The sequence below is a fragment of the Amycolatopsis suaedae genome (assembly GCF_004214935.1).
GTDB classification, from domain to species: domain Bacteria; phylum Actinomycetota; class Actinomycetes; order Mycobacteriales; family Pseudonocardiaceae; genus Amycolatopsis; species Amycolatopsis suaedae.
Genome location: NZ_SFCC01000004.1, coordinates 410,154 through 429,446 on the forward strand (window position 1 = coordinate 410,154; position 19,293 = coordinate 429,446).

At 70.6% G+C, this 19,293-nt stretch carries 20 protein-coding genes; 11 read left to right on the plus strand and 9 right to left on the minus strand.

Annotated features, from left to right (window positions below; translation table 11 throughout):
* Positions 1-5 precede the first annotated feature (5 nt).
* The gene (locus tag EWH70_RS10500; RefSeq protein ID WP_130475094.1) at positions 6-1,073 is read left to right on the plus strand and encodes a hypothetical protein; all 1,068 of its coding nucleotides are present in this window, start codon (positions 6-8) and stop codon (positions 1,071-1,073) included.
* Between the two features lie 2 nt (positions 1,074-1,075).
* A complete protein-coding gene (locus EWH70_RS10505) occupies positions 1,076-1,603 on the plus strand; it encodes a hypothetical protein (protein WP_130475095.1) in 528 nt (175 codons plus the stop codon).
* Positions 1,604-1,723: 120 nt separating this feature from the next.
* On the opposite strand, the gene EWH70_RS10510 is transcribed toward EWH70_RS10505, so the two are convergent.
* On the minus strand, positions 1,724-1,978 hold the full coding sequence (locus EWH70_RS10510) for a DUF397 domain-containing protein (RefSeq protein ID WP_130475096.1): 255 nt from the start codon (positions 1,976-1,978) through the stop codon (positions 1,724-1,726).
* Between the two features lie 313 nt (positions 1,979-2,291).
* Here EWH70_RS10510 and EWH70_RS10515 point away from each other — a divergent pair, with 313 nt between their 5' ends.
* A complete protein-coding gene (locus EWH70_RS10515) occupies positions 2,292-2,552 on the plus strand; it encodes a hypothetical protein (protein ID WP_130475097.1) in 261 nt (86 codons plus the stop codon).
* A gap of 264 nt (positions 2,553-2,816) precedes the next feature.
* Here the strand turns inward: EWH70_RS10515 and EWH70_RS10520 are convergent, their stop codons facing one another.
* Both EWH70_RS10520 and EWH70_RS10525 read right to left on the minus strand, forming a co-directional pair.
* Complete coding sequence (locus EWH70_RS10520) at positions 2,817-3,665, minus strand: SAM-dependent methyltransferase (RefSeq protein ID WP_130475098.1); 849 nt, start codon at positions 3,663-3,665, stop codon at positions 2,817-2,819.
* Positions 3,666-3,693: 28 nt separating this feature from the next.
* Complete coding sequence (locus EWH70_RS10525) at positions 3,694-4,551, minus strand: helix-turn-helix domain-containing protein (protein WP_130475099.1); 858 nt, start codon at positions 4,549-4,551, stop codon at positions 3,694-3,696.
* 197 nt (positions 4,552-4,748) lie between these two features.
* On the opposite strand from EWH70_RS10525, the gene gndA reads away from it, so the two are divergent.
* Together gndA and pip are read left to right on the plus strand one after the other, a co-directional pair.
* Positions 4,749-6,188 carry an NADP-dependent phosphogluconate dehydrogenase gene (gene gndA, locus EWH70_RS10530; protein ID WP_130475100.1) on the plus strand — a complete coding sequence of 480 codons (1,440 nt, stop codon included), beginning with the start codon at positions 4,749-4,751 and terminating at the stop codon, positions 6,186-6,188.
* Between the two features lie 8 nt (positions 6,189-6,196).
* Positions 6,197-7,156, plus strand: a complete 960-nt coding sequence (gene pip / locus EWH70_RS10535) for a prolyl aminopeptidase (protein WP_130475101.1) — start codon at positions 6,197-6,199, stop codon at positions 7,154-7,156.
* Between the two features lie 73 nt (positions 7,157-7,229).
* Here pip and EWH70_RS10540 read toward each other — a convergent pair whose 3' ends face one another.
* A complete protein-coding gene (locus tag EWH70_RS10540; RefSeq protein ID WP_130475102.1) occupies positions 7,230-8,000 on the minus strand; it encodes a S1 family peptidase in 771 nt (256 codons plus the stop codon).
* 181 nt (positions 8,001-8,181) lie between these two features.
* Between EWH70_RS10540 and EWH70_RS10545 the strand changes: the two genes are divergently transcribed.
* Positions 8,182-9,123 (plus strand): CPBP family intramembrane glutamic endopeptidase, encoded by a 942-nt coding sequence (locus EWH70_RS10545; RefSeq protein WP_130475103.1) that lies wholly within the window; start codon positions 8,182-8,184, stop codon positions 9,121-9,123.
* A gap of 63 nt (positions 9,124-9,186) precedes the next feature.
* Here the strand turns inward: EWH70_RS10545 and EWH70_RS10550 are convergent, their stop codons facing one another.
* Positions 9,187-9,735: a hypothetical protein gene (locus tag EWH70_RS10550; protein WP_130475104.1), complete on the minus strand. Its 549-nt coding sequence runs from the start codon at positions 9,733-9,735 to the stop codon at positions 9,187-9,189.
* 191 nt (positions 9,736-9,926) lie between these two features.
* Positions 9,927-10,547, minus strand: coding sequence for a YigZ family protein (locus tag EWH70_RS10555; RefSeq protein ID WP_130475185.1), 621 nt, complete (start codon positions 10,545-10,547; stop codon positions 9,927-9,929).
* A 131-nt stretch (positions 10,548-10,678) separates the two neighbouring features.
* On the opposite strand from EWH70_RS10555, the gene EWH70_RS10560 reads away from it, so the two are divergent.
* Positions 10,679-11,539, plus strand: a complete 861-nt coding sequence (locus EWH70_RS10560; protein WP_130475105.1) for a helix-turn-helix domain-containing protein — start codon at positions 10,679-10,681, stop codon at positions 11,537-11,539.
* A 68-nt stretch (positions 11,540-11,607) separates the two neighbouring features.
* Here EWH70_RS10560 and EWH70_RS10565 read toward each other — a convergent pair whose 3' ends face one another.
* On the minus strand, positions 11,608-11,826 hold the full coding sequence (locus tag EWH70_RS10565; protein ID WP_130475106.1) for a DUF397 domain-containing protein: 219 nt from the start codon (positions 11,824-11,826) through the stop codon (positions 11,608-11,610).
* Positions 11,827-11,955: 129 nt separating this feature from the next.
* Here EWH70_RS10565 and EWH70_RS10570 point away from each other — a divergent pair, with 129 nt between their 5' ends.
* From EWH70_RS10570 to EWH70_RS10585, 4 genes are read left to right on the plus strand one after another with little or no spacing between them, the layout of a single operon-like run.
* Positions 11,956-13,563: an AfsR/SARP family transcriptional regulator gene (locus EWH70_RS10570; RefSeq protein ID WP_130475107.1), complete on the plus strand. Its 1,608-nt coding sequence runs from the start codon at positions 11,956-11,958 to the stop codon at positions 13,561-13,563.
* Positions 13,560-14,579, plus strand: coding sequence for a MotA/TolQ/ExbB proton channel family protein (locus EWH70_RS10575; protein WP_130475108.1), 1,020 nt, complete (start codon positions 13,560-13,562; stop codon positions 14,577-14,579). The genes EWH70_RS10570 and EWH70_RS10575 overlap by 4 nt, the downstream gene beginning before the upstream one ends.
* Positions 14,576-15,457 (plus strand): Ig domain-containing protein, encoded by an 882-nt coding sequence (locus EWH70_RS10580; RefSeq protein WP_130475109.1) that lies wholly within the window; start codon positions 14,576-14,578, stop codon positions 15,455-15,457. Before EWH70_RS10575 ends, EWH70_RS10580 begins: the two co-directional genes overlap by 4 nt.
* 2 nt (positions 15,458-15,459) lie before the next feature.
* A complete protein-coding gene (locus tag EWH70_RS10585; RefSeq protein ID WP_130475110.1) occupies positions 15,460-17,136 on the plus strand; it encodes a bifunctional serine/threonine-protein kinase/formylglycine-generating enzyme family protein in 1,677 nt (558 codons plus the stop codon).
* A gap of 1 nt (position 17,137) precedes the next feature.
* On the opposite strand, the gene EWH70_RS10590 is transcribed toward EWH70_RS10585, so the two are convergent.
* A complete protein-coding gene (locus EWH70_RS10590; protein WP_130475111.1) occupies positions 17,138-17,779 on the minus strand; it encodes a response regulator in 642 nt (213 codons plus the stop codon).
* Complete coding sequence (locus EWH70_RS10595; RefSeq protein ID WP_240686908.1) at positions 17,776-19,293, minus strand: GAF domain-containing sensor histidine kinase; 1,518 nt, start codon at positions 19,291-19,293, stop codon at positions 17,776-17,778. Before EWH70_RS10595 ends, EWH70_RS10590 begins: the two co-directional genes overlap by 4 nt.

The window sequence follows — 19,293 nt, forward strand, 5'->3', positions numbered from 1 at the left end:
AGCAGATGGAGTCCACACGGGGGTGGCCCGCGGCAACCGCGCTGCTGTCCTGCACCGTGCTCAGCCTCGTCGGGCTGACCTGGGATGTGCAGTGGCACGAGGACGTCGGGCCGGACACCTTCTTCACCCTGCCGCACCTGTTCATCTACGCGGGCAGCGCGCTGGCCGGCGTCATCAGTCTCGCGGTGGTGCTGGCGATGACGGCCGCCCAGCGGGCCGGGCGGCCCGTCGACGCCACGGTCGGCGGCCGGGCGATCGGCGTGTTCGGCCGGACGTTCGCCGCGCCGCTCGGCTACCTCGTCTCCGGGACCGGCGCGGCGCTGGTGCTGGCCTACGGCCTGTGGGACCAGTGGTGGCACGGGCTGTACGGCTTCGACGCGGTGATCGACTCGCCGCCGCACATCGGGTTGCTGCTGTCGATCATGATCACCATGGTCGGCGCGGTGATCGTGTTCGCCGCGGCCCGGCACAGCAGGTGGGGCAAAGTCGGCATGTTCGCCGCCGTCGGGGTGCTGCTGGCGTTCAGCACGATCACGGTGCTGGGCCTGTCGGCACTCGACGGCACGGTCGACGCCACCACGGTCGGGCTGGCCGTGCTGTCCACGATCGTCGTGCTGCTCAGCGCCGCCGTGCGCCGCGGCGGTGCGCTGGTGACCGCCGTCGCGCTGGCGCTGATCCAGGCGTTCAGCTGGTGGTTCTCGCCGTGGGCCGCGCGGGTCTACGCCGACGGTGTCGGGCTTCCGGTCCGCGACTACGTCAGCGACGTCCCGGCGATGCCCTCGCTGATGCCGATGGGACTGATCGTCGTCGCGCTGGCGGTCGAGGTGTTGCTGCTCGGCCGGAACGGGCGGCTGGTGCCGGTGGCCGGCGCGGTCGCGGGCGCGCTCGTGGCGTTCGGCCAGTTCGCGCAGCGGTCGTGGCTCTACGACGTTGCGCTCCCCGACCCGGCGACCACGCTCGCCACCACCGGCGTCGCCGCGCTCGCCGGCGCGCTCGCCGGGTTCGCCGGATGGCGCTTCGGCGAGATGCTGCGCCTCGTCGCCCCGGAACCCGTTACCGCGAAGGAGCACTAGACATGCGCAAGCTGCGAGTTCTGCTGGTGGTGGCCGGTCTGCTCACCCTGACCGCGGCGCCCGCCGCCGCGTACGAGCCGGTCAACATCGTGCACACCGAGCGGGTGCAGGCCGGGCCGTACGGGGTGACGGTCGGCTTCAGTACCTGGCCGGTGCGGGCGATGCAGTCGCTGGACTTCACGTTCATTCCCGACGGCGGGATCGCGGGCAAGTCCGGGACGATGGCGTGGACCCGGCCCGACCGCGACCAGCCGTCCCGGGCGCAGCCGCTGGCGCGGCATCCGCGCAAGCTGGACGTGTGGGGGCTGGACATCCGGGCGCTGGAGGAGCAGGGCAACTGGGACCTGACGTTCCGCATCGAGGGCCCGGCCGGGCCGGGCGAGGGCACGCTGCGTGACCTGCTGGTACTGGAGCAGCCCGGGCCGCCGATGGCCCTGAGCTGGTCGGTGAGCGTGCTGCCGCTGCTCGGCCTGATCGGATTCCTCACGGTGGCGTGGCGCCGGACGTCGGCGCGGCTGCGCGGGGCGTAGTTATGCCGACGTGCTGACCCGCTTCATATTGCGGACCGCAGATTGCGCATTTCGCAACAGAATGGGGCAGTGACCTGAGTCACTGCCCCATTGGCGGATAGTGGGAAAAGTCACTCCCGGTCAGTTCGGCAAATCGAACTGACCAGCCTTGACAGCCGTCAGAAAAGCTTCCCATTCACCAGTGTGAAAAACGAAGACCGGACTCTGGGGCAGCTTCGTGTCCCGGACGCCGACCAGACCCTCGACACCCAGGTTCACCTCGACACAGTTGCCCCCGTTGGGCTCGCTGGCGAACGACTTCTCCCAGCGGGCAGCATCGAACAGCTCCGCAGCCGTGCTCGGGTCGTAATCCCGGGCCGCCGCAAATTCCACCATTCGTTCTACCTCCATGCTTCGTTCGCACTGCGGGGCAACCCAGCGTCGACCACTGTGACAACTCACTAGCGTCCGTACCGGTAATACCCCCGTATCTACGGGGCCAGCCGGGTGATGGCTCACCAGATGCTCGACAGTTAGATTAATCTAGGAGTACGATTATTCCTAGCGGACCCGGGTGTCATGTGAGCAAGTCGCCAGCAACGCGCCATCGGGCGTGCCGGCACCGGCTCCGCCACTACGGGCGAACTGGGGTGGATGTCATGGCTGGAACGACACGCGGCACGGAGGCTCGAGCGGAAGGGAGTGGGACGTGACGGTACGGCTGCTCACCGAGGAGACGCCCGACACCGACTCGACCTTCCCGGGCGACCCCGCCGAGCGTTCGGCGCGCTGGCGGGTGACCCGCGACCTGGGTGGCAGCCTGGGATTCCGCCTGGTCAAGACCCGGCTGCGGCGGGGCGAGCCGGGCCGGGCCGACGTCGAGGAACAGCGCGCGGAGCCGGAGCGCGTGCTCACGCTGACCGCGGGCGGCCTCGACCGCCTGTTCCCGCGCCAGGCCCACCTGCACTGAGCCCTCCCGCGGGCACCGGTCCGGTGCCGTGACTTTTCGCGCGAGTCGTACGTTCTGACGCGCGAGTCGTAGGTTCTGGGGCGCGAGTTGTACGTTCCCGCCCGTACGTGAAGGTGGAGTTCGCGTGCGGGAGCGTGGGACTCACGTGCACGAAGGTGGGACTCGCGGGACCACGCGGTGAGGGTCGCCTTCACGGCATCGAGGTCACCGCTCACACCCGTAAGGCAGCATCTGACACCTGGGCTCGCGGGCGGCGCCGAACGGTTACGGCTTGCGGCCCACCGCGCCGAGGATGCCGGCGCGGTTGGGCGCCTTGGCCAGTTCGCGGTCCAGTGCCGTCCTGGGCGGGTCGGGCCGCCAGGCGGGCACCCACTCGACGCCGGGCGGCGCCAGCTCGAAGTCGCCGAACAGCGACGTGAACTGGTCCCGCGTGCGCCAGCACACCGGGGTACTGGAGTTCTGGTAGATCGCCCTGACCCGTTCGGCGCCCTCGATCTGATCGGCGGGTACGCCGTCGGTCGTCGCGTGCGACAGCACCAGCCGGGATCCGGAGGGCAGCAGGTCCCGGTAGCCGGCGACGGCGTCGTCCCCGCCGTCCTCCGGCGGCACGAAGTGCAGCACCGCCACCATGATCAGGCCGATCGGCCGCCCGGGGTCGATCACGCCGGTCTCCACGGCCCTGCGCCAGGTGCCCTCGACGTCGCGCAGGTCGGACTCCACGATGGCGTGCCGCGCGGGGTCGCCGTTCTCGTCGAGCAGGACCTCGCTGTGCGCGACGGCCACCGGCTCGTTGTCGACGTAGACACAGCGGCTCGCCGGATCCAGTTCCTCGGCGACCTCGTGCACGTTGCCGACCGTCGGCACCCCGGATCCGATGTCGAGGAACTGGGTGACCCCGGCCCGCACGCAGAACCGCACCGCGCGAGCGAGGAACTCGCGGTTGAGCCGCGCGTAGGTCTTCAGGTCCGGCACCGCCGCGACCGCCAGCTCGCCCGCCTGCCGGTCGATGGCCCAGTTGGCGGACCCGCCGAGGAACCAGTCGTACATCCGGGCCGCGTTGGGCCGCTCCAGGTCGATCCCCTTGGGAGGTATCGGATCGGGCTGCTCGCTCATCCGCCCACAGTAGCGGCGGGAAAGCGCTTCACGACAGGAGTTCGCGACGGTATTTCTCAGCCAGCTCCTTGAAGAACTGCCGGGTGTCCTGCCGCTCCATTGCCGCTCCGCGCAGCCGGTCCCACGAGTCGACGAACAGCTGGAAGTCCTTGATGTCGTCGAGGTACAGACCACCGGCCGAGTGCTCAATGTAGACGAAATCCCTGGTGCGGTCCGGGAACCGCATGAGGGTGAAGTCGTTGGGAACCGCGGGCAGGCGGGCGTCGAACGGCAGGACGTGCAGGTACACCCTCGGCCGCTTCTCCAGCTCCAGCAGGTGCTCCACCTGGTCCAGCATGACGCCAGGCGAATGGCCGCCCGGCGCACGCCGCAGTGCGGCCTCGCTGAGGATGAACCGGTAGTAGGGCGGCTGCTGCTGGTCGAACACCGCCTTGCGGTCCAGCCGGTTGCGCACCAGCGACGTGATGTCGGTGGCACCGGCCTCGGTGAACTGCTTGAGCATGTAGTGCTCGGACTGCAGCGGCCCGGGGATGCGTTCGCCGTGCCAGCACAGGATCTCCGAGGCCGCGGGTTCGAGGTCGGTGAACGTGCGGAACCAGTGCGGCACCACCGAGCGGTACCCCGACCAGTGCCCGCGCTGCCCCGCGGCGGCACGGGCGAGGTTCATCAGGGCCTCGCCCTCCTCGCCGACGATGCCGTAGGCGTCGAGCATCGCCCGGACGTCGCCCAGCTTGACGCCGACCGCGCCGGACTCGATCTTGTTGACCTTGCCCTGGGTGCAGCCGAGGACGTCGGCGACCTGCTGCTGGGTCATCTCGGCGGCCTGGCGGGCATGCCGCAGCTCGTTGCCGAGCTGCTTGCGACGTGAGGTGATGGTGCTCGCCATCAACGTGCTCCCGGGGGACGGCCCAGCGACACCAATAACCTCACTAGCTGTGATCCACTGACTATTCGGGGTTCAGACGTTACCCGCTCAAGCTGCGGAAATCGACCATCCCGGCCGTGGCCTAGGCCATTCGTACCAATAGCAGCGGCAGCCCCGGCGCGACTAGTGTTCGACGTGGGATCAAGGGAAGGCGGCAGATGAGCAAGAAGGCGAGCATCGGCGTCACCGGGTTGGCTGTGATGGGCCGGAACCTGGCCCGCAACCTGGCGCGGCACGGCCACACGGTGGCCCTCCACAACCGCTCCGAGCAGCGCACCAGGGAGCTGGTCGACCGGTTCGGTGACGAGGGTGACTTCATTCCGGCGTACTCGGCCAAGGAGTTCGTCGACGCGCTCGAACGGCCCCGCCAGGTGGTCATCATGGTGAAGGCGGGCGGGCCGACGGACGCGGTGATCGAGGAGTTCGCGCCGCTGCTGGAGGAGGGCGACGTCATCGTCGACGCCGGCAACGCGCACTTCGCCGACACCCGCCGCCGGGAGGCCCAGCTGCGCGAGCGAGGCCTGCACTTCGTCGGCGTCGGCGTCTCCGGCGGCGAGGAGGGCGCGCTGCACGGGCCGAGCATCATGCCCGGCGGGTCGAAGGAGTCCTACGAGTCGCTGGGACCGCTGCTGGAGGACATCTCCGCCAAGGTCGACGGCACGCCGTGCTGCGCGCACATCGGGCCGGACGGTGCCGGGCACTTCGTGAAGATGGTGCACAACGGCATCGAGTACTCCGACATGCAGCTGATCGCCGAGTCGTTCGACCTGCTGCGGGGCGCGGTCGGGTACGAGCCGGCGCAGATCGCCGAGGTCTTCCGCACCTGGAACACCGGCAGGCTCGACTCGTACCTGATCGAGATCACCGAGCAGGTCCTCGCGCACACCGACGCCGCCACCGGCAAGCCGTTCGTCGACATCGTCACCGACCAGGCCGAGCAGAAGGGCACCGGCCGCTGGACCGTGCAGATCGGGCTCGACCTCGGGGTGCCGATCACCGGCATCGCCGAGGCGACGTTCGCCAGGTCGCTGTCCGGCAGCGCGGGCCTGAGGGAGGCGGCGCGCGGGCTCGGCGGCCCGGCGCGGGCGAAGCTGACCGGGGCGGAGGCCGAGCGGTTCGCCGACGACGTCGAGCAGGCGTTGTACGCGTCGAAGGTGGTGGCCTACGCGCAGGGCTTCAACCAGATCCAGGCGGGCAGCGCCGAGTACGGCTGGGACATCGACCTGGGTGCGGTCGCCGCGATCTGGCGGGACGGCTGCATCATCAGGGCGAAGTTCCTGGACGACATCCGCGCGGCCTACGCCACCGACCCGGCGTTGCCGACGCTGCTGACCGCCGACCAGTTCCGGCCGGCGGTGGAGGCGGCGCAGGACGCGTGGCGGTCGGTGGTCTCGACGGCGGTGCGGCTGGGCATCCCGACGCCGGGCTTCTCCACGGCGCTGGCCTACTACGACGGCCTGCGGGCGGAGCGGCTGCCGGCCGCGCTGGTGCAGGGGCAGCGGGACTTCTTCGGCGCGCACACCTACCGGCGGACCGACCGCGAAGGCTCCTTCCACACCGAGTGGGCCACTGAGGGCCGCCCCGAGCGGGAGGCCTGACCGGCGCTATGCGCGAGTTGTATCCCGAGATCGATGCCCGCGTGACCGGCATGCTCGACGTCGGTGACGGCAACCGGATGTACTGGGAGGAAAGCGGCAACCCCGACGGCAAGCCCGTGGTGTTTCTGCACGGCGGGCCCGGCGGGGGCAGTTCGCCGACGCATCGCAGGCTGTTCGACCCGGACGCCTACCGCATCGTGCTGCTCGACCAGCGCGGCTGCGGCAACAGCACGCCGCACGCGAGCGGGCCGACGGCCGACCTCTCGGCCAACACCACCTGGCACCTGGTGTCCGATATGGAGGCGCTACGGCAGCACCTCGGCATCGAGCGGTGGCAGGTGTTCGGCGGGTCGTGGGGCTCGACGCTCGCGCTGGCCTACGCGCAACGGCACCCGGAGCGGGTGAGCGAGCTGGTGCTGCGGGGCGTCTTCGCGGTGCGACGGTCCGAACTGGACTGGTACTACGGCGGCGGCGCCGGGAACCTGTTTCCCGAGGAGTGGCAACGGTTCCTCGCCGCACTCCCGCCCGAGAAGCGCGACGGTGACCTGATCGAGGCCTACGGGCGCCTGCTGAACGACCCCGACCCGGCCGTGCACGAACCCGCCGCGGTCGCCTGGAGTGTCTGGGAGGCGTCGCTGATCGCGCTGCACCAGCGGCAGGCTCTGATCGAGCGGTTCGCCGAGCCGCGCTTCGCCACCGCGTTCTCCCGGCTGGAGAACCACTACTTCCGTCACGGCGCGTGGCTGGCGGAGGGACAGCTGCTGGCCGACGCGGGCAAGCTCGCCGGCATCCCCGGGGTGATCGTCCAGGGCCGCTACGACGTGGTGACTCCGGCGACGACGGCGTGGGAACTGCATCAGGCGTGGCCCGGCAGCGAGCTGGTCATCGTCGACGACGCCGGGCACGCCTACGACGAGCCGGGCATCCTGCACCACCTGGTCACGGCCACCGACCGGTTCCGGGGCTGACAGAGCAACGGACCCCATGCCCGAAAGCATGGGGTCCGTTGCTCTGACCCTCGTCGATGCCCCTTCGCTCAGGTCAGCCGGTGTGCTCGGCGATCCACGAGGAGTACGCCGGAACCGACGTGTAGATCGACGGTCCGGTGGCGCAGGTCGGGTCGTTGTTGCCGCTGCGGCTGGTGACGCCGATCAGCTCCCACTTGCCACCGGCCTGCACGATCTGCGGGCCGCCCGAGTCGCCGTAGCAGGCACCCGCGTCACCACCGGGGTTGTCCGTGCACAGCTCCAGCTTGCCGTCGATGCCGGTGCACTTGCTCGCCTCGACCACCTGGGTGTCGAGCTGCTGCAGGATCTGCGGAGCACCGCAGCCACCGCGGGTCGGGCAGGTCTGGCCCCAGCCGATCAGCCGGGACTTGGTACCCGGGTCGATCGTGCTGCCCTGCGGGACCGTCGCCGACTTCGCCGGAGCGGACAGCTTCACCAGCGCGATGTCGCCGCCCGGGCTGCTGCCGTTGTAGTCGGGGTGCACGATCACCTCGGAGGCCTTGGCCTCCTCGCCGCCGGAGGTGCGGTCGCGGCTGCCGATCCGCGCGGAGATCGCGCTGGGCGAGGTGCCCTCGACACAGTGCGCGGCCGTCAGCACCCAGTCGGCCTTGATCAGCGAGCCACCACAGAAGTGCTGGCCGCCCTGCTGCAACGACACCATGAACGAGTAGTCCTGGTCAGCGTCGCTGCCGCCGACGATGAACGGGTTCACCGGGTCCGCAGCCGCGGTTCCCGCGCCGACAGTGCTGGCCAGTAGTGCCGCCGCGCCGGCCACCAGGCCGACGAACAGGGAACGTGCCTTCATTGATGCGTCTCCTTCCCGACTCCCCCGCGCGCCCCGGGGGTTGAACGCAGCGTAGGGATCGTTGGTAAATAAGTAACACCTTCGAAAGTTCCAACTAACTCGACCGGGTGGCCATGCGGAACGGCAGGTAGCAAGCACCTGGAGAACCTCACTCGTTCGAGCGGGCCAGTAGGTTGTAGCTGTGGATCCGACGTTCCCGCCGCCGCCAACCCCGGCCGTACGCCCGCCGCGTCCGGCGCCACCGCTCCCGGGGACGCCGTACCAGCTGCTGGGCCGCACCGAGGTACACAGGTGGTGGCGGCCGCTGGTCGGCACGGTCGTCGTCGCCGCGGTCGCCGTCCCGCTGATGGTGCTCACCGGATTCGTCGTCACGACCGTCGCCAACGCGCTGGGCCAGCGGGGCGACGGCCTGACGTTCACCGATCAGCGCTGGGACATGATCGCCGGATTCGGGATCATCGGCGCCACGCTCCCCGCGACGTTCCTCGCCGCACGCTGGGTACAGCGCAGGCGGCCGGGCACGATGTCCAGTGTGGACGGTCGGCTGCGGTGGGGCTGGCTGGCCGAGTGCGCGGGATGGGCGCTGCTGGTGCACGTCCTGCTACAGGGCGCCGTGCTGGCCAGCGGCGGTGACTGGGACAGCGGCACGTGGCCGGGCTGGCCGATGTTCGCCTCGGTGGCGGCGATCGCCGTCCTGCTCATCCCGCTGCAGGCCGCCGCCGAGGAGTACGTGTTCCGCGGCTGGCTGGTGCAGGCGTTCGCGTCGTGGCTGCGGACCCCGTGGCCGGGCGCGGTACTCAGCTCGGCGCTGTTCATCGGCGCCCACGGGTACACCGATCCGGATGTGCTGATCGAGTTGTTCGTGTTCGCCATGGTGCTGTGCTGGATCACCGTGCGCACCGGCGGCATCGAGGCGGCCGTCGCGCTGCACGCGGTGAACAACGTCGCGGCCACGCTGCTGACCAGCGGCGCGCCGCTACCCGACCAGGGCACCGTCGAGCTGAGCTGGGTCGACGCCATCGTCGCGGCGCTGCCCTCGGTGCTCTACGCGTGGTGGGTGGACCACCGCTTCCGCGCGCAGGACCGGCTCAACCGCTACGCACCGAGCACCGACGCCGCGTAGGAAGGACCCCTTCATCTCGCGCCTGGCGGGATGAAGGGGTCCTGGCGCCCCCCGGGCCGGTGTTCAGTCGACCGCCACCGGTTGCTTGCCGCTCGGGCTGCTGTTCGGCTCGTTGCCGACCGGCTCGGTGCTCGGCGTGGTCGTCGACGTCGGTGGTGGCGGTGTGGTCGTGGTCGTGGTCGGGCTCGGCTGCGGGTGGTCGATGCGGCCGCCGCCACCGTTGCTGACCGGCTCCTCCGGCTTCTGCTGCGGATGCTGGACCTGCAGCCCGAGCGACGCGGGTGGTGCCTGCAGGGTCGGTGCGGGCGGCGGTGGAACGGTCCGGTTGGTGACCTGCTGCGCGGTCGGCGTGCTGACCTGGTTGGCGGCCTCGGCGACCGGGCCGGACAGGTCTCCCGCGAGCGGGCCGCCCGGTGTCGGAACGGGCTTGCTGCGCTGCGGGTCGAGCTCGACGGTGTCGGGTAGCTCGGGAACCAGCCCGGCCAGCGGCAGGTTGACCGAGGCCGTCAACAACACCGCGAGCACGATAATCGTGCGCGCGTACGTCGGTATGTCGTCGACGTGGATGAGCCGCCAGCCGACTCGCCGCCGTTCCCGCGAACGCTTTCCCATCAGTGCTCTCCCCTGCGAGCCGAGGAACTTCCCCAGCCTCACCCGTCCGCACGGGACGAACCAGGGCCCCTGGCCCCGCTACGGACAGGGTCCAAAGGCCCTAGCGCGTGCACCCGGAGAACAGGAGGCGCTCACCCCGCTCCCGGATACACATCCGGTGAAGATGATTAATCGCTGCTCAGCTGCACAAACTACAGCCATTTCTCGCCGATGTCTGCACTCTTCGCCGTACCGCCGGTCAGGTCGGCAAGCCAGGAACGAAACTCCGGCAGGCGGTCCGGATCGACCCCGACGTCGAACCGGGCCTGCTCGGTGTATCCGGTGCTCACCAGGTCGTGCGGCGAACTCCGCAGCTCGCTCTCCAGCCGCCCGGCCAGGCCGTAGTCGACGGTCACGGCCTGCAGCAGCACCCGCCGCCTGCGGACCGTGCCGACCCGGTCCAGCGCCTCGGCGACGGCCTGCCCGTACGCCCGGATCAGCCCGCCGGCCCCGAGCAGCACGCCACCGAAATACCTACTTACGACGGCGACCGTTTCGGTGACATCCCTCCGGCGCAGCACCTCCAGCATCGGCACCCCGGCGGTGCCCGCGGGCTCGCCGTCGTCACTGGACCGGGCCGTGCGGCCGTCCGGACCGAGGACGAACGCGTGGCAGTGGTGCCGCGCGGCGGGTTCGGCACGGCGGCGTTCGGCGATCACGGCCCGGGCGGCGTCCTCGTCGGACACCGGCGCCAGCGCGCACAGGAACCGCGAGCGGCGGATCTCGATCTCGTGCACCCCGAAACCGGTGACGGTCAGGTAGCTGTGCGTGATTTCCTCCTCGCTCGATCCCCTGACCAGCACAGTAGCGCCGGCGCCGAATTCGCTGCTTGCCAGCCGTGACCCAGCTGTGCAGAATCGTTCGGAATCAAGCGGCATCACATTGGGTAGCGAGGAGCAGGTAGATGCGGGCAGACGAGGCCAGGCGGCAACTGGCTGCCGAGCTACGCCGGTTGCGTGGCCTCGCCGGGATGTCCGGCCGGGATCTGGCGCACCGCGTCGGAATCAGCCAGTCGACCGTGTCGCGCATCGAGTCCGGACGGCTGCTGCCGCCGATGCCCGTGGTGACGGCGTGGGTGGAGCAGGCCGACGCCACGGAGGAGATCGGGCAGCGGCTCCGGACACTCACCGAAGCGGCCCACACCGAGGTGACGAGGTTCAGCACCGCGCTACGGGAACGCCCGCACCTGCAGGACGACATCAGGCGGCTGGAGGCCGCGGCCCGCGTGGTACGGGTCTTCCAGCCGTCCGTGCTGCCGGGCCTGCTGCAGACCGCGGAGTACGCCCGCCGGGTGTTCTCCCTGTTCCAGCTGCCCTACAGCGAGCAGGACCTCGTGTCGGCCGTCGCCGCGCGCATGGATCGCCAGCTCGCGCTGTACGGAACCGAGCAGCGGTTCGAGTTCCTCGTCACCGAGGCGGCACTGCGCTGGCGGCCCGGTCCGCCGAGCTTGCTCGCCGCGCAGCTGAGCCGGGTCCTCTCCGTCGCCACCCTCGCCAACGTGTCGTTCGGCGTGATCCCGCAGGACGCCGAGGCACGCACGTTCCTGTCCCACGGCTTCGTCATCTACGAACCCGGCGAGGAAGCCGACGACGCGCCCGTGGTCGCGGTCGAGACGGTCCACGCGAACATCACCGTGCACGCGCCCGAGGACGTCACGCTGTACCGGGACCGATGGTCGCTGCTGCGGCAGATGGCGATCTTCGACCAGGACGCCGAGTGCTTCGTCGACGACCTCGCCGCCGAGATACAGACGGCCGGCCGATGACCGGGCGGCCGCGAGGCGAGGGGGACGGGCGGGGGGAGCCTGCCGGCGGCTCCCCCCGCCCCGCGCCGCTAGTTGAGATCGAACTCCCCGGAGATCACCCCGAGGACGAACGCCGCCCACTCCTGGACGGTGAACCACAGGGTCGGACCGTTCTCGTCCTTGGAGTCGCGCACGGCGACACCGTCGATCCGAGCCACTTCGACGCACTCACCGCCGCCCTCGCTGAACGAGCTCTTGCGGAAAACGGCGTCGTCGACCCGGATCCAGTTCGGCCTGCCGTCGTTCATGACCTTCTCCTCTCCACCGGCGGCCCGTTGCCGCCGTGCGAGATCCACGGTCGGCGGCCGGACTGGGCGGACGACTGGGCAAGTCACTGGGCACGTGGCTGGGCAATTCCCTGAAAGGAACCCGCGACCATGGCGGACGACAACGGGCCGGTGACGTTCCGGCTGTTCGGCGGCATCACCGCGCACGCCGGTGAGCGGCCGGTCGACATGGGCAGCACGCGTGAGCGCTGCCTGCTCGCCGCGCTGCTGCTCAACAACGGAGTACGCGTTCCCCGGCACGAACTGACCGGCTGGATCTGGGACGCCGAACCGAAGAATCCCGGCGGGGAACTCGACACGTTCATGAGCCGGTTGCGCAAGCGACTGGTGGAACTCGGCCTGGACGGCGCGCTGGTCAACGAGAACGGCCTGTGCCGGCTGGAAGTCGCCGCCGAGTCGGTCGACGTCCACCGGTTCCGCGCGCTGGTCTCGCGGGCACGCGAAGCGGACGACGCGCAGGCGGCCGCGTTGCTCGCCGACGCGCTGGCGGTGTCCAGAGGCATCCCGCTCGCGGGCGTGGACAACCGGCGGATTGACGCCGTCCGGCACGGTCTCACGGAGGAGCGCTACAGCGCCGAAATCACGTTCCTGCGCACCGAACTGCGGCTCGGCCGCCACCAGGAACGCGTCGCCGACGTCACCCGGCTGTTCACCGAACGACCTGATGACGCGACCGCGGCCACGCTCGCCATGCACGCGCTGCATCTGGCCGGACGCCGCGGTGACGCGCTGGACGTCTACCGCGAACACGACGAGCGACGTTCCCGCAGCGGACTGGTACCCGACCGGTCCGTTGAGGATCTGCGCGACCGCATTCTGCGTGACGACGAGACGCTCCAGGTGGACGTCCCGGTCCCGCGCAAGGCCGATCCCGCCGTCACGCCGGTGTCGCGGACCGAGCTGGACCGCACGCGCGACGTGCCCGTTCCGGCGGAGGCGAGCGCCGTTCTGGACGAGCACGCGGTCGTGGTGCTGGTCGGTCCGTGGACCGACTGCCGGGACGCCGCGTTGCGGTTGCTCCGGGACCGGTCCCTCCACAACGGCCGCACATTGGGCGAGGTGCTCAAGAACTGGGCCCGGCCGGTGGTCGCCAGGCTGCCGGTGCCACCGGATGGGTGCGGATACTTGCTGACACTCAACGATTTCGAGACCGATCGCGCCGGTACGGCGTTCGCCGAGGACCTGATCGTCCATGCCGCCCGCCTCGCGGAACGCCGGTCCTGGCTCGTGGTCACCGCCCGCCCCGAGCTGTGGCAGGACTGCCGTCAGGTGGCCGGCCACCTGACGGTGCACCTGTCGGCGGGCGGCCCGGAACGGGAACGGCTGGTGCTCACCGGACCGGACGGTGGCCGGTCGGCGTTTCCCCTGCAGGGCCGCGGTTCCGGGGTGACCCTGGGACGCTCGGCGGACGACTATCCCGATCCGGACATCGTGCTCGACACCGGCGTGCCGAGCCCGGTCAGCAGGCGGCATGCCCTGCTGACCCGCGACCACGAGGGCTGGTGGATCGAACCGACGGGCAAGAACCTGCCATCGATCCGCCGTCGCGGCGAGACCGAGGCTGAATGTCTCGACAGGCGTGTCCGGCTCCGCGACGGCGATGTCGTCCTCGTCGACCTGAACGGCCACCAACGGCAGTGGCGGCTGGAGTTCCGCGATCCGCAAGCGACAACCACATCCCGAGGAGATGAACAGTGACGACCACTTCGCCCACCCAGGACGCGGGGACGCCCCCGCGGAAGTCGAAGGTGTTCCTGGCGACCGGGGCCTACGCCACGATCATCACGGCGATCGCGGCCCCCCTCGGCCTGTTCGACTGGCTACCGGTCATCGGTGGCCTACTCCGACGTGGTGGCGCGGTGAGTGGAATCGCGATCCTGGTGATGGGGTTCTCCCTGTGGATCCTGCTGTTCGTGCTGGCCAGGCTGAGCATCGCGGCCAAGGAAGGGCTCGCCGCCCGTTCTCTGCGTGCCGAGCTCGCCAAGGGGCGGCCGCTCGCCACGGAGTGGGCACCGTTGCCGGACACGGTGGTGGCCCAGCGGGTCGCGGCGTACCGGGCGGCACCCGGCAACGCCACCACGGCACTGGCGGCACGCTCGGAGCTGGACCACGCCCTCGGTGAACTGTCCTACGTGCCGGCCCGCGCGCTCGTCTGGGCGCTGCCCGCACTCGGATTCCTCGGCACGGCCGCGGAGATGTCCAGCGCGGTCGGCGGCCTGACCGGCAGCCTCGGGCAGACCACCGGGTACGCGGAGCTGCGCAACGCGCTGGTGTCCAACGTCATCCCGCCGCTGGCAGACGCGTTCGGCGCCACCCTGTTCGCACTGGGCGCCGCTGTCGTCTGCCACCTGTTGCTGACCTGGACCACGGCACGGGAACAGCGGGTTCTGCTGGACATCGAGGAGGTGACGCTCGACCTCGCCGGGCCGCCCCGGTCGACGCCGGCCGCCTCCCCCGCACTCAACGGTGAACTGACCACGCTGACCGACGAACTGGCCAGGACGAGGGCACAGATGTCGATGTCGGCGACCGAGCTCGCCGGGCTCGACCTGGACAAGCTCACCCGCCTCGGACACCTGGACCAGCTGGAGCGGCTCGCCGAGCTCACCCCGCTGCTGCGGTCGGTCGACCAGCGCCTCGACCGGATCCACGCCGAGCTGTCCCGGGACCTGGTGATCACGCGCCTGTCCGCACAGGAAGGCGTGCGTCGATGACCGTGCCACTGGTGTACCGGCACCGGCGGACGCTGAACGCCGACCAGCCGGTCGAGCTGCGGTTCGTCGACATGCTGCTGATCATCATCGCCACGCTGATGATCGTGACGGTGGTGCTGAGCGTCGTCAGCGCGATCACCGGCAGCGGGCGACCGGACGTGGCACCGCGGGTGACCACCCGCGGCGTACCCGTGGCGCTGGCCGGGCAGCCGTACCAGCTCACGCTCGCCGTACAGGGTGGCGACGGAACCTACAGGTGGGAGAAGGCGGACGGCGTGCTGCCGGCGGGGCTGACGCTCGGCGCCGACGGCACCGTCACCGGTACCCCGGCGACCGAGCAGGCGACCGCGGTCAGGGTGCGGGTACGCGACGGCAGTGGCCGGGTCTCCGAACCCCGTGAGCTGGCCTTCACCGTACGCCCATCCGGTGCCGCGGCCGCGAAGCAGGCCAAGCCGCGGATCCTCGCCGACATGACGTTGCTGGACAAGGCTGTCGCAGGGCAGATGTTCCAGCACACGTTCACCGCCGACGCGGGCGCCGCTCCGTACCGGTGGTCCGCGGAGGGACTACCCGCCGGGCTCGAGCTGGCACCGGACGGCACGCTCGCGGGGCGCCCGGACGAGGCAGGCACGAGCACGTTCACCCTGACCATGACCGACGACGGTGGCGCCGTCGTCCAGCAGGCGATCCGGCTGACCGTGCAGGAGGCGCCGAAGTCGTGGTTCTGGGAACTCCTGGACACGCTGGCGGCGATCTTCATGTGGGTGGGGACGGCGCTGCTCGCGCTCTACATTCTCTGGATTTTCAAGGTCATCCTGTTCGGCCACAAGGGGGGAGTCGTCCCGGTGGTCCGCGGCGTGTTCGGAAAGAGGCAGTAGCGATGGGCTTGTACGTAGGCATGGTGCTGTCCACCGGGGAGACGGTCGTGGAGGTCCGCCACGGCGGGTTCGCGGAGGTCGGAGTGCTGGAGGACGGGTTCGACGGCAAGCGGGTCGTGAAGCGGCTCAACGACGAGCACGTCGGGTCGCCCGGTGTCGCGGAGGCGTTCTTCGAGGAGTGCCGAGTGTGGGCCAACCGGCTCAGGAACGACGGCAAGAACAAGAACGCCGATCACCTGTACATCGCGCAGGCGCTGTTCCCGCTGAAGAACCTCGACAACCTCGGCCCGGTACTGTTTGTGTCCTATGTGGACGGCCCTTCGGTTTCCGCGTTGCTGCGCGACGGACGGCAGTCGCTGAGCCAGACCGTCCGGATGGGAGCGCAGATCGCCGCCGGGCTCGCCTTCGCCCACGAACGCGGGGTTCGCCACCGTGACCTGAAGCCGAGCAACATCCTGCTCACCACGACGAACGAGGTGCGGCTGGTCGACTGGGGGCTCACCAGGGCCCAGCACGGAACCCAGCAGACGGAGGGCGTCCGGGAGTACTGGTCGCCGGAGCGCCGCGCCGACTCGTCGCTGGACTCGGCCGAGGACGACGTCCATGCCCTCGGCGTGCTGCTGTACGAGTGCCTGGTCGGCCGGTTCCCTCGCGAGGGTGCCGACGTCCGCGAGGACATCGCGACGGCGCAGCCACTCGCGCCCGCGATCGTGCTCGACACGGTGCACCGCCTGCTGTCCGCGGGCCGCCCCACGGCGGCGGAGGTGAAGGCGCTGTTCGGCGATTCCGAGCTGCTGGCCGACCTGCGCGGCCGCGAGGTGGAGCAGCCCTTCTGCCGGTCGTGCGGTTACATCGCCGGTGCGCAGCGGTGCCGGAACTGCCCGGTGTGCGACAGCATGATGTTCGAGCGTTACGCGCACCCGCCGCAGGAGGGCATGGTGCGCATTCCGCCGAGCGTCTTCGTGCACGGCCTGACCAAGGAACAGGCCGAGCAGGCGGTGATCGCCGCCGGACTGAGCCCCGACCCGCAGAACCTGCGCCTGCTGTACTCGCCGGACGAACCGCCGGGCGGCGTCTTCGTGCCCGGCTTCGACATCGACGTGACGCCGGTGACGATCCGGGCCTACGCCGAGTTCGTCGAGGCGACCAACTACCCGGTCGCGCCGGAGGTCGTGGCCGCCCACAACAACCTCGCCGATCACCCCGTCGTGCACGTCACCTGGCGGGACGCGCTGTGTTACGCGCTGTGGGCGGGCAAACGGCTGCCCCGCCCGCTCGAGTGGGAGAAGGCCGCGCGGGGCGACAAGGACAACCGCACCTACCCGTGGGGCGACGCCTGGCAGCGAAACCGCTGCAACCACAACCAGTACCCCTCACGGGACTTCACCGAGACCAATCCGGTCGCCACGTTCGTCGCCGGTGAGGCCGACGGCCGTTCCCCGTTCGGGGTCGAGGACATGGCAGGCAACGTCAGCGAGTGGACCTCGCACAGTCGCGGCGCACTCGCCAGGGGGCAGGACCGCGACTCCCGGGTCGTCTGCGGCGGCAGCTGGAGCGACCCGGTCGCGGTGTACGGCGCGGTCTCGATGCAGGTGTCCGCGGAGATCGACTACAAGAGCAAGGCGGTCGGCTTCCGCTGCGCCGCCGACATCGTCTACGAGGAGCGAGCCGTGCAGTAGTTCACTGGCGCCGGCGCTTGGCGGCGTAGACGGCCGCCTCGGTGCGGCGGGTGAAGCCCAGCTTGTGCAGCAGCGACGAGACGTAGTTCTTGATCGTCTTCTCGGCCAGGCCGAGCCGCTGCGCGATCTGCCGGTTGGTGAGGCCGTCGGCGATCAGCTCCAGCACCCGGCGTTCCTGCGGGCTGAGCTGCCCGTACCCGGTGTCGGCCGAGCCCTCCTCGCCACGCAGCCTGCTCAGCACCGACGCCGTCAGGTGGGCGTCGAGCAGTGAGCCGCCCGCCGCGACCGTGCGCACGGCCGTCACCAGGTTGCTGCCGGAGACCTGCTTGAGCATGTAGCCTGCGGCCCCGGCCATGATCGCGCCGAACAGCGCCTCGTCGTCGGAGTAGGACGTGAGCATCAGGCAGGCGGGCGGCGGATCGACCACCGCGCGGATCTCCCGGCAGACGCTGACCCCCTCGCCGTCGGGTAGCCGCACGTCCAGGATCGCCACGTCCGGCCGCACCAGCGGAACGCGGGTGAGCGCCTCGGCGGCGGTCGCCGCCTCGCCGGTCACGGCGATGTCCTTCTCCGCCTCCAGCACCGTGCGCAGGCCGGTGCGGACCAGCTCGTGGTCGTCGAGGAGGAAGACCGAGATGGTCATGTCGCGGTCGGTAGCGGGACCACCCATTCAAGAGTGGTACCACGGCCCGCGGAACCCTGTACAGACAGCGTCCCGCCCCAGTGGCCTGCCCGTTCGTCCAGCGCCCGCAGGCCGTCGCCGGACAGGTCGGCCGGACGGCCGTTGCCGTCGTCGGCCACCAGCACGGTCAGGACCTGTTCGGGCAGCGCCACCCCGACGTCGACGGACACCGACGACGCCTCGGCGTGCTTGGCGACGTTGCTCAGCGCCTCGCGCACGGTGGCGAGCAGATCGGCCTGCACCGGCGCGGGCACCGCGGCGTCGAGCGGGCCGGTGAAGCGCAGCCGGGGTTCGAAGCCGAGCGACTCGGTGGCGTCGTCGGCGAGCCTGCGCAGGTCCGACCGCAGCCCCGGCGGCACCACGGCCGGGTCCTGCAGGACGAAGATGCTGTTGCGTACCTCGGAAATGGTCTGGTCCAGGTCCCGGACGAACCCGGCGACCCGCTCGGCCACCACCTCGTCGCCGCTGACCCGGCTCATGCCCTCCAGGCCCAGCCCGATGGCGAACAGCCGCTGGATGACCAGGTCGTGCAGGTCCCGCGCGATGCGGTCCCGTTCGGCGAACACCGCGAGCCGCTGCCGGTCCTGTTCGGCCCTGGCGAACTCCATCGCCAGGGCCGCGTGCGCGCCGAACGTCGCCGCGAGGCTCACCTCGGTGTCGGTGAACGGGACCTCGTCGCCGAGCCTGGCCACCACCAGCACGCCGAGCGGCTCGCCGCCGACGGTCAGCGGCACGGCCACCGCGGAGTCCAGGTCGCGGACGAGCTGGGGAATGGACACGCTGGACTCGGCCTGCTCGGCGACGACGTGCTCGCCGTAGCGGCGCACGACGACCGGCTTGCCGGTGGCGAACGCGAGACCGGTCGCGCTGCCCTCCAGCGACACGGTCAGCCCGACCAGGTGCGAAACGGCGGGATCGCGTGGCTCGATGACGTCGAACGACAGCCGGGTGGGGTCGTCCGGCACGGGTCTCGCGACACCGCCCGCGCTGGCACCGGCGACCACCCTGGCGCACTCGGCGATCAGGTGCAGGGTGTCGTCCAGCGTGCCGCCGGACAGCAGCGCGCCGGTCACGTCGTAGGAGGCCTGCAGCCAGCGTTCCCTGCGGCGGCTCTCCTCGTAGCCGATGGCCCGTTCGATCACGCTGCTCGCCGCGGCCAGCAGGGTGCCGAGCGTCTCCCGCTCGGCGTCACCGAAGCGGGCGCCGTCCAGGTACAGCACGCCGAAATCGGCGTCCAGCACGGAAATCGGCAGCACCAGGGCCGACGGACTGGGATCACGCAGCAGTGCGGTGAACGCGTCGTGGTCGAGTCCCCCGACGACGTCGGCGAACCGGCCGCCGGTGTCGTGCACGCCCAGCACCGCCCTGGACGCTCCGGACAGCTCGCGGGCAGACTCGACGAGCCGGTCGAGGACGTCGGGCAGGCCGGAACCCCGCGTCACGCGGATCACCGCGTCGAGCAGGGAGACGGTCAC

Coding starts and splice junctions, on each gene's coding strand:
- EWH70_RS10580 (WP_130475109.1), top strand. CDS start 14,576: ATGACCGTGCCACTGGTGTACCGGCACCGGCGGACGCTGAACGCCGAC.
- EWH70_RS10525 (WP_130475099.1), bottom strand. CDS start 4,551: ATGGCGAGCACCATCACCTCACGTCGCAAGCAGCTCGGCAACGAGCTG.
- pip (WP_130475101.1), top strand. CDS start 6,197: ATGCGCGAGTTGTATCCCGAGATCGATGCCCGCGTGACCGGCATGCTC.
- EWH70_RS10540 (WP_130475102.1), bottom strand. CDS start 8,000: ATGAAGGCACGTTCCCTGTTCGTCGGCCTGGTGGCCGGCGCGGCGGCA.
- EWH70_RS10590 (WP_130475111.1), bottom strand. CDS start 17,779: ATGACCATCTCGGTCTTCCTCCTCGACGACCACGAGCTGGTCCGCACC.
- EWH70_RS10520 (WP_130475098.1), bottom strand. CDS start 3,665: ATGAGCGAGCAGCCCGATCCGATACCTCCCAAGGGGATCGACCTGGAG.
- EWH70_RS10585 (WP_130475110.1), top strand. CDS start 15,460: ATGGGCTTGTACGTAGGCATGGTGCTGTCCACCGGGGAGACGGTCGTG.
- EWH70_RS10505 (WP_130475095.1), top strand. CDS start 1,076: ATGCGCAAGCTGCGAGTTCTGCTGGTGGTGGCCGGTCTGCTCACCCTG.
- EWH70_RS10565 (WP_130475106.1), bottom strand. CDS start 11,826: ATGAACGACGGCAGGCCGAACTGGATCCGGGTCGACGACGCCGTTTTC.
- EWH70_RS10570 (WP_130475107.1), top strand. CDS start 11,956: ATGGCGGACGACAACGGGCCGGTGACGTTCCGGCTGTTCGGCGGCATC.
- EWH70_RS10500 (WP_130475094.1), top strand. CDS start 6: ATGGAGTCCACACGGGGGTGGCCCGCGGCAACCGCGCTGCTGTCCTGC.
- gndA (WP_130475100.1), top strand. CDS start 4,749: ATGAGCAAGAAGGCGAGCATCGGCGTCACCGGGTTGGCTGTGATGGGC.
- EWH70_RS10560 (WP_130475105.1), top strand. CDS start 10,679: ATGCGGGCAGACGAGGCCAGGCGGCAACTGGCTGCCGAGCTACGCCGG.
- EWH70_RS10510 (WP_130475096.1), bottom strand. CDS start 1,978: ATGGTGGAATTTGCGGCGGCCCGGGATTACGACCCGAGCACGGCTGCG.
- EWH70_RS10550 (WP_130475104.1), bottom strand. CDS start 9,735: ATGGGAAAGCGTTCGCGGGAACGGCGGCGAGTCGGCTGGCGGCTCATC.